The sequence below is a fragment of the Enterobacter adelaidei genome (assembly GCF_041937165.1).
In the GTDB taxonomy this organism is placed as follows: Bacteria; Pseudomonadota; Gammaproteobacteria; order Enterobacterales; family Enterobacteriaceae; genus Enterobacter; species Enterobacter adelaidei.
This window is the reverse complement of record NZ_CP154353.1, coordinates 1886761-1899765: the sequence shown is the minus strand read 5'-3', so window position 1 is coordinate 1899765 and position 13005 is coordinate 1886761. Positions and strand designations below refer to the sequence as shown.

At 57.9% G+C, this 13005-nt stretch carries 12 protein-coding genes; 10 read left to right on the top strand and 2 right to left on the bottom strand.

From position 1 onward, the window contains the following. Nucleotides 1-30 precede the first annotated feature (30 nt). From AAHF05_RS09315 to AAHF05_RS09295, 5 genes are read left to right on the top strand one after another with little or no spacing between them, the layout of a single operon-like run. A complete protein-coding gene (locus AAHF05_RS09315) occupies nucleotides 31-2016 on the top strand; it encodes a TonB-dependent hemoglobin/transferrin/lactoferrin family receptor (RefSeq protein WP_129324528.1) in 1986 nt (661 codons plus the stop codon). A gap of 47 nt (nucleotides 2017-2063) precedes the next feature. Further along, nucleotides 2064-3092, top strand: coding sequence for a hematinate-forming heme oxygenase ChuS (gene chuS, locus AAHF05_RS09310; RefSeq protein WP_129324527.1), 1029 nt, complete (start codon nucleotides 2064-2066; stop codon nucleotides 3090-3092). Next, nucleotides 3089-3910: a hemin ABC transporter substrate-binding protein gene (locus AAHF05_RS09305; protein WP_129324526.1), complete on the top strand. Its 822-nt coding sequence runs from the start codon at nucleotides 3089-3091 to the stop codon at nucleotides 3908-3910. Before chuS ends, AAHF05_RS09305 begins: the two co-directional genes overlap by 4 nt. Further along, nucleotides 3910-4902, top strand: coding sequence for an iron ABC transporter permease (locus AAHF05_RS09300; protein ID WP_129324525.1), 993 nt, complete (start codon nucleotides 3910-3912; stop codon nucleotides 4900-4902). Before AAHF05_RS09305 ends, AAHF05_RS09300 begins: the two co-directional genes overlap by 1 nt. Then, complete coding sequence (locus AAHF05_RS09295) at nucleotides 4895-5674, top strand: heme ABC transporter ATP-binding protein (protein WP_129324524.1); 780 nt, start codon at nucleotides 4895-4897, stop codon at nucleotides 5672-5674. Before AAHF05_RS09300 ends, AAHF05_RS09295 begins: the two co-directional genes overlap by 8 nt. Here AAHF05_RS09295 and AAHF05_RS09290 read toward each other — a convergent pair. Continuing rightward, nucleotides 5641-6564 (bottom strand): LysR family transcriptional regulator, encoded by a 924-nt coding sequence (locus AAHF05_RS09290; protein ID WP_032666815.1) that lies wholly within the window; start codon nucleotides 6562-6564, stop codon nucleotides 5641-5643. The two genes, AAHF05_RS09295 and AAHF05_RS09290, sit on opposite strands and share 34 nt — an antisense overlap. A gap of 140 nt (nucleotides 6565-6704) precedes the next feature. Between AAHF05_RS09290 and AAHF05_RS09285 the strand changes: the two genes are divergently transcribed. The 5 genes from AAHF05_RS09285 to AAHF05_RS09265 are packed head-to-tail and all read left to right on the top strand — an operon-like array spanning nucleotide 6705 to nucleotide 11481. Next, nucleotides 6705-7412 carry a CoA transferase subunit A gene (locus AAHF05_RS09285; protein WP_129324523.1) on the top strand — a complete coding sequence of 236 codons (708 nt, stop codon included), beginning with the start codon at nucleotides 6705-6707 and terminating at the stop codon, nucleotides 7410-7412. Nucleotides 7413-7414: 2 nt separating this feature from the next. Then, a complete protein-coding gene (locus AAHF05_RS09280; protein ID WP_129324522.1) occupies nucleotides 7415-8071 on the top strand; it encodes a CoA transferase subunit B in 657 nt (218 codons plus the stop codon). Nucleotides 8072-8080: 9 nt separating this feature from the next. Further along, entirely contained in the window at nucleotides 8081-9262 is a 1182-nt protein-coding gene (locus tag AAHF05_RS09275; RefSeq protein ID WP_129324521.1) for an acetyl-CoA C-acetyltransferase, read from the top strand. 46 nt (nucleotides 9263-9308) lie between these two features. Then, the gene (locus tag AAHF05_RS09270) at nucleotides 9309-10700 is read left to right on the top strand and encodes a GntP family permease (RefSeq protein ID WP_129324520.1); all 1392 of its coding nucleotides are present in this window, start codon (nucleotides 9309-9311) and stop codon (nucleotides 10698-10700) included. 10 nt (nucleotides 10701-10710) lie between these two features. Further along, nucleotides 10711-11481, top strand: coding sequence for a 3-hydroxybutyrate dehydrogenase (locus AAHF05_RS09265; RefSeq protein ID WP_129324519.1), 771 nt, complete (start codon nucleotides 10711-10713; stop codon nucleotides 11479-11481). Nucleotides 11482-11521: 40 nt separating this feature from the next. On the opposite strand, the gene selO is transcribed toward AAHF05_RS09265, so the two are convergent. Further along, nucleotides 11522-12964 (bottom strand): protein adenylyltransferase SelO, encoded by a 1443-nt coding sequence (gene selO / locus AAHF05_RS09260; protein WP_028017231.1) that lies wholly within the window; start codon nucleotides 12962-12964, stop codon nucleotides 11522-11524. Between the last annotated feature and the right edge of the window lie 41 nt (nucleotides 12965-13005).

Here is a 13005-nt window from a genome sequence, read left to right as displayed (position 1 = left end):
AGCGCTTTCGATTCTTAATGGAGAGTTGCTATGCCATACCTGCATTCCGCGTCTTTACGCCCGTCAATTCTGGCTCTGGCAGTCGTCAGTACCCTGCCGGGCGTCGCGTTTGCTGCCGCAGATGATATTACCGTCACCGCCACGGGCAACGCCCGCAGCGCCTTTGAAGCTCCGATGATGGTGAGCGTGATCGACGCCAGCGCGCCGGAGAAACAAACCGCCAGCTCTGCTGCCGACCTGCTGCGTAACGTTCCTGGTCTCACACTGGACGGCACCGGGCGCACCAACGGGCAGGACGTGAACCTGCGCGGCTATGACCGCCGCGGCGTGCTGGTGCTGGTTGACGGCGTGCGCCAGGGAACCGATACCGGCCACCTGAACAGCACCTTCCTCGATCCGTCGCTGATTAAACGTGTTGAAGTGGTTCGCGGACCATCCGCCCTGCTCTACGGAAGTGGCGCGCTGGGCGGCGTGATCTCCTATGATACTGCCGACGCCAAAGACCTACTGGAGCCGGGAAAAAACAGCGGCTACCGCGTATTTGCTACGGGTGCAACGGGCGATCATAGCCTCGGAATGGGGGCCAGCGCGTATGGCCGCACCGACACGCTGGACGGTCTGGTCTCCTGGTCGAGCCGTGACCGGGGTGACATTCGTCAGAGTAACGGGACAGCAGCGCCAAATGATGAATCCATTAACAACATGCTGGCAAAAGGTCGATGGAAAATCGACCCGGCGCAGACCCTGAGCGGCTCCCTGCGCTACTATAACAACGACGCACAGGAACCCAAAAATCCGCAAACCATTAAAGCGGATGCCTCCAGCAACCCCATGACTGACCGTTCCACCATCCAGCGTGACGCTCAGCTGGGCTACAACATCGCGCCGGAAGGCAATGACTGGCTGAACGCCGATGCCAAAATCTACTGGTCTGAAGCGCGCATTAACGCCCAGAACATCAACGGCAGCGGTGAATTCCGCAAGCAAACCACGAAAGGTGGGAAGGTGGAAAACCGCACCCGACTGTTTAGCGACTCCTTTGCCTCACACCTCCTGACCTACGGCGGAGAATATTACCGCCAGGAGCAAAGCCCGGGCGGTGCGACGACCGGTTTCCCGGACGCAAAAATCGACTTCAGCTCCGGTTGGCTGCAGGATGAAATTACCCTGCGCGATCTGCCCATCACCCTTCTGGGGGGGACGCGCTATGACAACTATCGCGGCAGCAGTGATGGTTATGACGATGTGGATGCCGATAAGTGGTCATCCCGCGCCGGCTTAACCGTCAGCCCAGCCGACTGGCTAATGCTGTTCGGCTCTTACGCGCAGGCCTTCCGCGCGCCGACCATGGGTGAAATGTATAACGATGCGAAGCACTTCTCGATCGGCCGCTTCTATACCAACTACTGGGTGCCAAACCCGAACCTGCGTCCGGAGACCAATGAAACTCAGGAGTTCGGTTTTGGTCTGCGCTTTGACGATCTGATGCTGGCGAACGATGCCCTGGAGTTCAAAGCGAGCTATTTCGATACGAAAGCCAAAGACTACATCTCCACTACCGTCGATTTCGCAGCGGCGACCACCATGTCCTATAACGTTCCCAATGCCAAAATCTGGGGCTGGGACGTAATGGCGAAATACTCCGCCGAGATCTTCAACCTTGACCTGGCCTATAACCGCACGCGCGGGAAAGATACCGACACGGGAGAGTACATCTCCAGCATTAACCCGGACACCGTCACCAGCAAGCTGGATATCCCGGTAGCGCAAAGCGGTTTCTCCGTGGGCTGGATAGGTACCTTTGTTGACCGTTCAACGCACATCAGCAGCAGTTACAAAAAGCAGCCTGGCTACGCGGTCAACGATTTCTACGTCAGCTATCAGGGTCAGGCACAACTGAAAGGCATCACAACGACGGTGGTGCTGGGTAACGCCTTCGACAAAGAATACTGGTCACCGCAGGGTATTCCGCAGGACGGTCGCAACGGCAAGATTTTCGTAAGCTATCAGTGGTAACCCCCTCGCCCCGGTTCACCGGGGCATCCATGAAGAAGGACGAAACAATGAATCACTACACACGCTGGCTTGAGCTAAAAGAAGAAAACCCGGGTAAGTACGCGCGTGACATCGCAGGTTTAATGAACATCAGTGAAGCTGAACTGACCTTTGCCCGCGTCGGCCACGATGCCTGGCGCCTGAACGGTGAGATCCGCGATATCCTTGGCGCGCTGGAAGCCGTGGGCGAAACCAAATGCATTTGCCGCAATGACCATGCCGTTCACGAGCAGGTAGGTACCTTCACCAATCAGCATCTCCACGGTCACGCCGGGCTGGTACTGAACCCACGCGGACTGGATCTGCGTCTGTTCCTCAATCAGTGGGCGAGCGTTTTTCACATCAGTGAAGCTACCGCGCGCGGCGAGCGTCAAAGCATCCAGTTCTTCGACCATCAGGGTGATGCGCTGCTGAAGGTCTACGCCACCGATAGCACCGACGAATCCGCCTGGAGCGACGTACTGAGCCGCTTTATCTTTGCCGATAATCCACCGCTGGCGTTAAAGGTGGCCGATGTCCCGGTTCACGCAGAAAACGCGCAAGCCGCGCTCGTGGACACAGAGTGGCGCGCCATGACCGACGTGCACCAGTTCTTCGGCCTGCTGAAGCGCCACAATCTCAGCCGCCAGCAGGCGTTTAACCTGGTGGGTGACGATCTGGCCTGCAGGGTAGAGAACTCCGCGCTGGCGCAGCTGCTGGAGACGGCGCGCCAGGACGGCAACGAAATTATGGTGTTTGTCGGCAACCGCGGCTGCGTGCAGATCTTCACCGGCGCGGTGGAAAAGCTGGTGCCGATGAAAGGCTGGCTCAACATCTTTAACCCGACCTTTACCCTGCATCTGCTTGAAGAAGCCATTGCGGAAACGTGGGTCACGCGCAAACCGACGGCTGACGGGCATGTCACTAGCCTGGAGCTGTTTGCCGCCGACGGCACGCAAATCGCTCAGCTGTATGGTCAGCGTACCGAAGGCGAGCCGGAACAGAGCCAATGGCGTAGCCAGATTGACGCCTTAACGGCGAAAGGGTTGGCCGCATGAAAAAATGGCTCGCCGTTCTCAGCGCCCTGCCCCTGATGGCGTTTGCCGCCACGCAGGAGAAAATCGTTACGCTTGGCGGCGACGTGACGGAAATTGTCTTTGCCCTTGGCGCACAGTCGTCTCTGGTGGCTCGCGACAGTACCAGTCAGTGGCCACAGGCAGCAAACGATCTGCCTGACGTGGGATATTTGCGCCAGCTGAATGCGGAAGGCATTTTGTCCATGCGTCCCACCCTGGTGCTGGCAAGCGCCCAGGCGCAACCGTCTCTGGCATTAAAACAGGTCGAGCAAAGCCATATCAGGGTCATCACCGTTCCGGCAAGTAACGCGCTGGGCGTCATTGATGAAAAGGTGCGGGTCATCGCGCAAGCGACACATCGCGAGGTTGAGGGTGAAATCCTGCGTAACACGTTACGTCAGGCCCTGACCGCCCTGCCCGCCTCGCCACTCAACAAGCGGGTGCTGTTTATCCTCAACCATGGAGGGATGACCGCAATGGCTGCCGGACAACAGACCGCAGCGGATGCCGCCATTCAGGCGGCGGGGCTTAGAAATGCGATGCAAGGTTTTACCCGCTATCAACCGCTGTCACAGGAGGGCGTGATTGCCAGCCAGCCCGACCTGGTGGTGATTTCTCAGGAGGGTATCAACGCGCTGGGCGGTGAAGACAATCTCTGGAAACTGCCGGGTCTGGCGCAAACGCCGGCGGGACGCAACAAGCAGCTGCTGGCAATTGATGATATGGCGCTTCTGGGCTTTGGCGTGCGAACGCCGCAGGCAATTCAACATTTGCGCGTCAGAGCGGAGCAACTACCCTGATGTCCCGACGGATCACCTTGTCACTGTGGATACTGACCGCACTCCTCACGACGATGACGATCGTGGCGACCGGTTTTGGCGCGTTGCATTTACCGGTCAGCCTGCTGTGGAACGGCAGCGATGATGCGCTGCGTCAGATCTGGCTGACCATACGCCTGCCCCGAGTGCTGTTGGCGCTGGCTATTGGGGGTTCACTGGCGCTGGCAGGCTGTGTAATGCAGGGGTTATTTCGTAACCCGCTGGCAGATCCGGGCCTGCTCGGGATCAGCAGCGGTGCGGCGCTTGCCGTTGCGTTATGGGTGGTTATTCCGCTCTCGTTACCTGCACTGATCATGCTTTATGCCCCGATGATCGCGGCCTTTTTCGGCGCGCTGTCTGCCACTTTCGTGATTTTCCTTCTCAGCCAGCAGCGTAACAGCTCGCTCTCCCGGTTGTTGCTAGTAGGTATCGCCATTAATGCCCTGTGCGGGGCAGCCGTCGGTGTGCTGTCATGGCTCAGTAATGATGCACAGCTTCGCCAGCTTTCACTTTGGGGTATGGGCAGCCTCGGCCAGGCGCAATGGTCAACATTGCTGGCCGTCACCTCGCTGATGATGCCCACTCTTCTGGTGATATGGCGTCTTGCCAGCGCGCTCAATTTACTGCAATTGGGTGAAGAAGAAGCGCACTATCTCGGCGTGGAGGTTGCGGTTGTGCAGCGGATCCTGCTGCTGTGTAGCGCCTTGCTGGTCGCCGCTGCGGTAGCGGTCAGTGGCGTTATCGGTTTTGTCGGTCTTGTGGTCCCCCACCTGATGCGCATGTGGCTCGGGGCAGATCACCGGGCGGTGATCCCCGGATCTGTACTCGCCGGCGCGGCGCTGCTGCTGATTGCGGATACGGTGGCTCGTACCCTGGTCGCCCCGGCGGAAATGCCGGTTGGTTTGCTGACCAGCCTTCTCGGCGCGCCGTGGTTTCTGTGGCTGATTTTTCGTCGTGGAGGCGAGCATGGCTGAACGCTATTGTGCAGAAAAAATAGATTTCCACACCGGACACCGGACGCTTATAAACGAAGTATCCCTGGATTTATCCCTGGGTGAAATGGTGGCGTTGATTGGCCCGAATGGCGCCGGAAAATCGACGTTACTGAGGGTGCTCACGGGGTATTTAAACCCTACTGGCGGGCAGTGCAACCTGGCAGATATCCCCCTCAATGCCTGGCAGCCGGAAAGACTCGCTCGCCGCCGGGCGGTGATGTGCCAGAACACGCAGCTCGGCTTCGGCTGGCCTGTGGAGGCGGTAGTCGGCATGGGCCGCGCTCCCTGGACTCGCTACCCCGAACCCGCAGTTGTTCAGGAGGTGATGCAGATTACCGGATGTTTACCGCTGGCGGGCAGGCAGTTTGCCGCACTCTCCGGTGGGGAACAGCAGCGGATCCAGCTTGCGCGGGCGCTGGCGCAGCTGTGGCATGAGGGTGCGCCGCGCGGCTGGCTGTTCCTTGATGAACCCACGTCTGCGCTGGATCTCTATCACCAGCAACATCTGCTGCGCCTGCTGAAATCCCTGACCCATCAGGGAGATCTCCACGTCTGCGTCGTGCTGCACGATCTTAATCTGGCGGCGCTGTGGGCGGATCGGATCCTGCTGTTACACAATGGCAGATTGGTCTGCGAAGGCGCACCTGAAGCCGTTTTGCAGGCTGATGCGCTGGCACACTGGTACGGGGCAGAAGTGCTCGTCGGCAGACATCCAGTTTACGCCACGCCGCAGGTGTTTCTCGCCCCCTGACCAGGCTGATAAAAATCCTTCAGTGTTTCCAGCAGGGCACGCGCCGCTTTTGAAAGCTGCGTGTGCCCTGGATGGATCACGCCAATGCATTTCTCAATAAGCGGGTTATCCAGTGGAATACAGACCGCGCCTAACGCCGCCATCTGCGTTTCGCACAATGCCGGAACAGCGCTGCCTCCCAGTCCACTGGCGACCATCCGCCCCACCGTCACCAGTTGATGACTCTCCAGCGCCACATCCAGTTTTCTGCCGCTTCGGGCCAGCTCCTCTTCCATCATCAGACGTACCGCTGAGGGTCGCTGCAGGGTGATGAAATCCAGCGTCAGCAGCTCTTCCCATGACAAGCGTTTTTTACCGGCAAGAGAGGAATCTTTCGGCACAATGGCGACAAATCTGTCGAGACCCAGGGGCGTAAACAGCAGGTTATGCGTGGGTGCCGGCTCAAACGCGATCCCCATCTCCACCCGCCCTTCCCGAACCATCTCGATCACGTGTTCGTTGATGACATCATGCACGGTGACGTTGATCCCGGCGTGGCGATCGCGAAAGGCCTTGAGTACCTCCGGTAAGACATTCGCGGCAAACGACGGCATGGCCGCGACCGAGATTTTGCCACGCTGTAGCGTAAAACACTGATGCATCGCCTCTTCGACGTTATCCCAGTCGGCAAGCAGTTGCCGCGCCATGGGCAAAAACGTCTCCCCTTCCTGTGTCAAGGCCACTTTACGCGTGCTCCGCTGCAGCAGCGGCCCTCCCAGCACATCCTCAAGCCCTTTAATCGTCAGGCTCAGTGCCGGCTGGGAGAGATTTAATCGTTCGCTGGCGTGCGCGAAATTCAGAGTGTGAGCTACCGCTAAAAACGCGCGTAACTGTTTGACACTCATTCTCATTTTTCATCCTGTTAACTAATTGAAAAAATTTAGTTAACAGTAAATTAATAAAAAAACCAAATGAGTGAGTCACAAATTCAAAATTAACAAATGAGTCACCGCCCCTAATGATACCGGCACGGACAACGGGAGAGATGACGATGGCGGGACTGGATAAACGCGTCAGCAGCTATGCGCAAGCGCTGGAAGGGCTGACGGACGGGATGACATTGCTGGCAGGCGGTTTCGGCTTGTGCGGGATCCCTGAGAACCTGATTGCAGAAGTCAGACGCCGTCAGGTGAACGATCTGACGGTGGTTTCAAACAACTGCGGCGTGGATGGTTTCGGCCTCGGAATACTGCTTGAGACGCGGCAGGTACGCAAGGTGGTGGCGTCTTACGTGGGTGAGAACGCGCTATTCGAGCAACAGGTATTGAGCGGTGAGCTGGAGATTGAACTCACCCCTCAGGGGACGCTGGCAGAAAAAGTGCGCGCGGGCGGCGCGGGCATTCCGGCATTTTACACCGCCACCGGCTATGGCACTCCCGTGGCGACTGGCAAGGAAATTCGTCAGTTTGCGGGGAAGCACTACGTCCTCGAAGAGGCCATTACGGGTGATTTCGCGCTTATCAAAGGCTGGAAAGCAGACTGGTACGGCAACGTTATCTATCGCCATACCGCGCAAAACTTTAATCCGCTGATGGCCACGGCGGGCCGGATAACCGTTGTGGAGGTGGAAGAAATTGTTCCTCCGGGCGAACTGCCTCCGTCCGCTATTCACACCCCGGGAATTTACGTCGACAGAGTGATTGTCGGCCAGTTTGAAAAACGCATTGAACAGCGCACGCTGCGCGCGGAAGGAGTCTGACAATGTTGACCCGTGAACAGATGGCAATGCGCGTCGCTCGCGAGTTGCGCGACGGTTACTACGTCAACCTGGGGATCGGCATCCCTACCCTGGTGGCGAACTACATTCCGCCGGGGATGGATGTGATGCTCCAGTCGGAAAACGGTCTGCTGGGAATGGGGGAATTCCCGGATGAGCAGAACCTCGATGCCGACATGATTAACGCCGGTAAACAGACGGTGACCGCGCGGATCGGTGCTGCCATTTTCGACTCGGCTCAGTCATTCGCCATGATCCGTGGCGGTCATGTCGATCTGACCGTATTAGGTGCGTTTGAAGTGGATGTCGAAGGAAATATCGCCTCATGGATGATCCCCGGGAAGATGGTGAAAGGGATGGGGGGAGCAATGGATCTCGTTGCCGGGGCACAGAACATCATAGTGGTGATGACCCACGCGTCAAAAAGCGGTAAGTCAAAGCTACTCCCCCGCTGCACGCTGCCACTCACGGGCGTGGGCTGCATCCGTCGGGTCTTAACCGACCTCGCGTTACTGGAGATCAAGGACGGTACGTTCATTCTTCGGGAATACGCTCCGGGGGTGAGTATCGACGAGATCGTGGCGAAAACGGCCGGGAAAATAACAGTGGCGGACGACGTGCGCGAGATGCGCTTCAACTGAGGACTCAACATGAAAAACGTCATGATTGTCGGGGCAGCGCGAACCCCTGTGGGTGGTTTTCGCGGCTCGCTCGCCTCCCTTTCTGCGGTTGAACTGGGTGCAGTAGCGGTACAACACCTGCTGGCGACCAGCGGTTTGCATGCAGATCAAATAGACGAGTTGCTCTTCGGTCAAGTGCTGACGGCAGGTTGTGGACAAAACCCCGCGCGCCAGACGGCAATCCGCGCCGGGTTACCTGTCAAAACGCCCGCGACAACGGTCAATCTGGTGTGTGGTGCGGGCTTAAAAGCGGTGCAACTGGCCGCGCAGGCGATCCGCTGTGGCGATGCCGACGTGGTTATCGCGGGCGGTCAGGAGAGCATGAGCAACGCGCCTTATCTGCTGGACGGTGCGCGCTCAGGGTTGCGTTTTGGTCATACGGGCCTGCAGGACAGCATGATTACCGACGGGCTATGGGATGCGTTCAACGATTACCACATGGGGATCACCGCAGAAAACATCGCCCGGCAGTACGGCATTTCTCGTGAGCAGCAGGACGCTTTTGCCGCCCGGTCGCAGCAAAAAGCTGCATCCGCGGCTGAATCCGGTCGATTCGACGCCGAGATAGTGCCAGTGACGGTGAAACAGGGTAAAAAGCCGCCCCTGATCATCAGCCGTGATGAACAGCCCCGGCCGGGAACCACCGCAGAACAGCTCGCGCAACTACGCCCCGCGTTTTTACACGAGGAAGGCACGGTCACGGCGGGTAATGCCTCAAAGCTCAATGATGGTGCCGCCGCGGTGCTGTTGATGAGCGAGGAAAAAGCGCGGGAAAGCGGTTTGCCGATCCTGGGCCGCATCGCGAGTTACGCCGTGACGGGCGTCGACCCATCCGTGATGGGAATTGGTCCGGTCAGTGCCTGTCAGACGGCTCTGGCGCGGGCTGGCTGGACGCTCGATGACGTGGATCTCATTGAAGCCAATGAAGCCTTTGCGGCGCAAGCGCTGGCGGTGGGCAAGCTGCTCGGCTGGGATGAGTCCAGGGTGAACGTCAACGGTGGCGCGATTGCGCTGGGTCATCCGATTGGTGCTTCCGGCTGCCGCATTCTCGTCACGCTGCTGTACGAAATGCAGCGTCGGGAGGTTAAAAAAGGGCTCGTCACCCTGTGCGTAGGCGGCGGACAAGGTATCGCTCTGACCGTCGAGCGTTAAACATCTCGTTGGTACCCGAATATAACAATGATAGTGAGGAGTCGTAATGAGTGTGTTAATTGCCCTGGCGGCACTGGCATTGCTGATGCTGGCGGCCTATCGCGGATATAGCGTTATTTTGTTTGCGCCGATTGCGGCACTGGGTGCAGTGTTGCTGACCGACCCGGGTGCCGTAGGCCCGACGTTTACCGGTCTGTTTATGGAAAAAATGGTGGGCTTCGTCAAGCTCTACTTCCCGGTGTTTCTGCTGGGTGCCGTTTTTGGCAAGCTGATTGAGCTTTCCGGTTTCTCACGATCGATCGTCGCCTCCGCCATTCGGATCCTCGGTCGTCGCCACGCGATACCGGTCATTGTTCTGGTCTGTGCGCTGTTAACCTATGGCGGCGTTTCGCTGTTCGTGGTGGCGTTTGCGGTCTATCCGTTTGCCGCCGAACTGTTCCGCCAGAGCGGCATCCCCAAACGACTGATCCCGGCCACCGTGGCGCTGGGGGCATTTTCGTTTACCATGGACGCCCTGCCCGGCACGCCTCAAATCCAGAACATTCTCCCCACCAGCTTCTTTGGTACTAACGCCTGGGCCGCGCCGTGGCTTGGGGTGATCGGTTCCCTGTTTATTATCTGTTTTGGCCTGCTCTGGCTGGAGCGTCAGCGCCGTAAAGCACTCAATAACAATGAAGGTTACGGCTCGGACCTCAAAAATGAACCAGAAACGCCGGACAACATAAATCTGCCACATCCGCTGATTGCTATCTCCCCTTTGCTGCTGGTGGGTATCCTCAACCTGCTGTTTACCCGCTGGATCCCTGGCTGGTACGGTACGAGCCATGAGCTCACCCTGCCAGGTCTGGCGAAACCGATTGTGACCGAGGTGAGTAAAATCACCGCCATCTGGGCCGTGGAGGCGGCGCTGATCTCCGGCATCATGCTGGTGCTGATTTTTGGTTTTCGCAATATCCGCGGGCGTCTGGCTGAAGGCAGCCGGACGGCGGTCAGCGGCGCCATTCTGGCAGCGATGAATACGGCCTCTGAATATGGTTTCGGGGCCGTTATTGCTGCACTGCCTGGTTTTCTGGTGCTGTCAAAAGGGCTGGCCGCGATCCCAAACCCGCTGTTAAACGAAGCGATCAGCGTGACCGTCCTCGCCGGGATCACCGGTTCCGCCTCCGGGGGGATGAGCATTGCACTCGCGGCAATGTCTGACAGCTTTATTGCCGCTGCGCACGCCGCCAATATTCCTCTGGAAGTACTGCACCGCGTGGCCTCGATGGCAAGCGGTGGTATGGACACGCTTCCCCACAATGGCGCGGTGATTACCTTGCTGGCAATCACCGGCCTGAGTCATCGTCAGGCCTATGGCGGTATTTTCGCCATCACCCTCATAAAAAGTCTGGCAGTGCTTTTTGTCATTGCCGTGTTCTATCTGACCGGCATTGTTTAAGGAGAGAAAAATGAATCTGAAGGGTAAAACCGCTCTGGTGACCGGTTCGACAAGCGGTATTGGACTTGGGATCGCCCGCGTGCTGGCGAAGGCCGGGGCGCAACTGATCCTCAACGGTTTCGGCGACAGCGAATCAGCAAGAGAAGAGATTGCGCAACTCGGCCAAAAGCCGGGCTATCACGATGCAGACCTGCGTGACATACTGCAAATTGAAGCCATGATGCGCTACGCCGAATCGCAGTTTGGTAGTGTGGATATTCTGATTAACAATGCCGGAATACAGCATGTGGCCCCGGTTGAGGTATTTCCGGTAGAGAAATGGAACGACATTATCGCGCTGAATCTCTCTTCCGTGTTTCACACCAGCCGGCTGGCACTGCCTGCCATGCGTGAGAAAAACTGGGGCCGTATCATTAACATTGCCTCCGTTCATGGGCTAGTCGCGTCAAAAGAAAAGTCAGCCTATGTCGCCGCCAAGCATGGCGTGGTGGGCTTTACGAAATCCCTGGCGCTCGAAACCGCCCGCACGGGGATTACCGCCAACACGATCTGCCCGGGCTGGGTACTGACTCCCCTGGTACAACAGCAAATCGACAAACGCATTGCCGATGGCGTCGCACCAGACCAGGCACGAGACCAGCTTCTGGCGGAGAAACAGCCTTCAGGTGAGTTTGTCACCCCGGAACAGTTGGGCGAACTGGCGCTATTTTTGTGCAGCGACAGCGCCGTAAATGTCCGGGGCGTCGCATGGAACATGGATGGTGGGTGGGTCGCACAGTGACGGGTAAGCCGGGTGAGCGTCGCATCACCCGGCAAAATGACTAACTTGAGCAGCTTACCTCCAGCCGCTTGCCCCAGTCAGGCGGGCGGCTGACGTAATCGTCATCCCTGTCGGCAAACGGCGTGCGTAACGCCACATGCAGACGGTGTAACTCGTCATACTCACCCTGCTCTGCCTGCTCAATCGCCCGTTGGGCCAGCCAGTTGCGTAACACCATCGCCGGGTTCGCCGCGTTCATCTGCGCGTGCCGGGTGGTATCGTCAACCTGCTCTTGCTGCAACCGCGTGCGGTACCGGGCAAACCAGTCGTCAAACGCCTGCCTGTCGATAAACTCGTCCCGCAACGGTGAGGCGGCACTGTGCTGCTCCGTCTGGCCCAGCATCCGGAAAGTGCGGGTGTAATCGCTGCCTTCACGCGCCATCAGGGCAAACAGGTCATTGAGGATCTCGTTATCTCCCCTTTCCTGGGTCATCAGCCCCAGCTTGTTGCGCATCAACATACCGTATTCACGCAGCAAAATATCCTGATAGCTATCGAGCGCGTCATTCAGGGCATCAACGTCGATAAACGGTGACAGCGTTTGCGCAAGACGTTGCAGGTTCCACAATCCAACCGCAGGCTGATTGTCAAAGCTGTAACGGCCCTGATAATCGGAGTGATTACAGATATATCCCGGCTGATAATCATCAAGGAACCCAAACGGACCGTAATCAAAGGTCAACCCCAGGAGCGACATGTTGTCCGTATTCATGACGCCGTGGGCAAATCCTACCGTTTGCCAGCGCGCGATCATTGATGCAGTACGGGCAATCACATCCCGGAACCAGAGAACGTATTTATCATCCTCATCCTGCAAATGTGGCCAGTGATGAGCGATAGCGTAGTCTGCAAGCTGACGCACCTTTTCCGTCTCGCGGCGATAGTAAAAGTGCTCAAAATGGCCAAAGCGCAAATGACTTTGCGCAATGCGCATCAGCATCGCCCCTTTTTCCATCGTTTCGCGCGCAACCGGCGTGTCGCTGGTGACAATCGACAGCGCACGGGTGGTCGGGATCCCCAGCGCATGCATCGCTTCAGATGCCAGGCATTCACGAATCGTTGAACGTAATACCGCACGCCCATCCCCCATCCGCGAGTAAGGGGTAAGGCCTGCGCCTTTCAGGTGCCAGTCAACCGTCTCCCCGTTGGGAAGCTGTTGTTCACCAAGCAGGATCCCCCTGCCGTCGCCCAGTTGCCCCGCCCAGACGCCAAACTGGTGTCCACTATAGACCTGAGCCAGGGGTTGCATGCCTGCGAGGAGCTTTTCGCCCCCCCAGACGCCAGCGCCGTCTGAAGGCTGAAACATGGCAGGTGGAATCGCCAGTTCCTCTGCCAGCCGATCGTTGTGCCAGATAAGACGCGAATTTTGTAAGGGTGTTGGTTTGAGTGCTGTGTAAAAACCAGGCAACTCGTCATGCCAGTGAGCAGTAAAAGACAGGGTCATAAGTCCTCCTGCTTTTAGTGTAGAGGGTTTACCCGCACTTA

Coding starts and splice junctions, on each gene's coding strand:
- AAHF05_RS09315 (WP_129324528.1), top strand. CDS start 31: ATGCCATACCTGCATTCCGCGTCTTTACGCCCGTCAATTCTGGCTCTG.
- chuS (WP_129324527.1), top strand. CDS start 2,064: ATGAATCACTACACACGCTGGCTTGAGCTAAAAGAAGAAAACCCGGGT.
- AAHF05_RS09305 (WP_129324526.1), top strand. CDS start 3,089: ATGAAAAAATGGCTCGCCGTTCTCAGCGCCCTGCCCCTGATGGCGTTT.
- AAHF05_RS09300 (WP_129324525.1), top strand. CDS start 3,910: ATGTCCCGACGGATCACCTTGTCACTGTGGATACTGACCGCACTCCTC.
- AAHF05_RS09295 (WP_129324524.1), top strand. CDS start 4,895: ATGGCTGAACGCTATTGTGCAGAAAAAATAGATTTCCACACCGGACAC.
- AAHF05_RS09290 (WP_032666815.1), bottom strand. CDS start 6,564: ATGAGAATGAGTGTCAAACAGTTACGCGCGTTTTTAGCGGTAGCTCAC.
- AAHF05_RS09285 (WP_129324523.1), top strand. CDS start 6,705: ATGGCGGGACTGGATAAACGCGTCAGCAGCTATGCGCAAGCGCTGGAA.
- AAHF05_RS09280 (WP_129324522.1), top strand. CDS start 7,415: ATGTTGACCCGTGAACAGATGGCAATGCGCGTCGCTCGCGAGTTGCGC.
- AAHF05_RS09275 (WP_129324521.1), top strand. CDS start 8,081: ATGAAAAACGTCATGATTGTCGGGGCAGCGCGAACCCCTGTGGGTGGT.
- AAHF05_RS09270 (WP_129324520.1), top strand. CDS start 9,309: ATGAGTGTGTTAATTGCCCTGGCGGCACTGGCATTGCTGATGCTGGCG.
- AAHF05_RS09265 (WP_129324519.1), top strand. CDS start 10,711: ATGAATCTGAAGGGTAAAACCGCTCTGGTGACCGGTTCGACAAGCGGT.
- selO (WP_028017231.1), bottom strand. CDS start 12,964: ATGACCCTGTCTTTTACTGCTCACTGGCATGACGAGTTGCCTGGTTTT.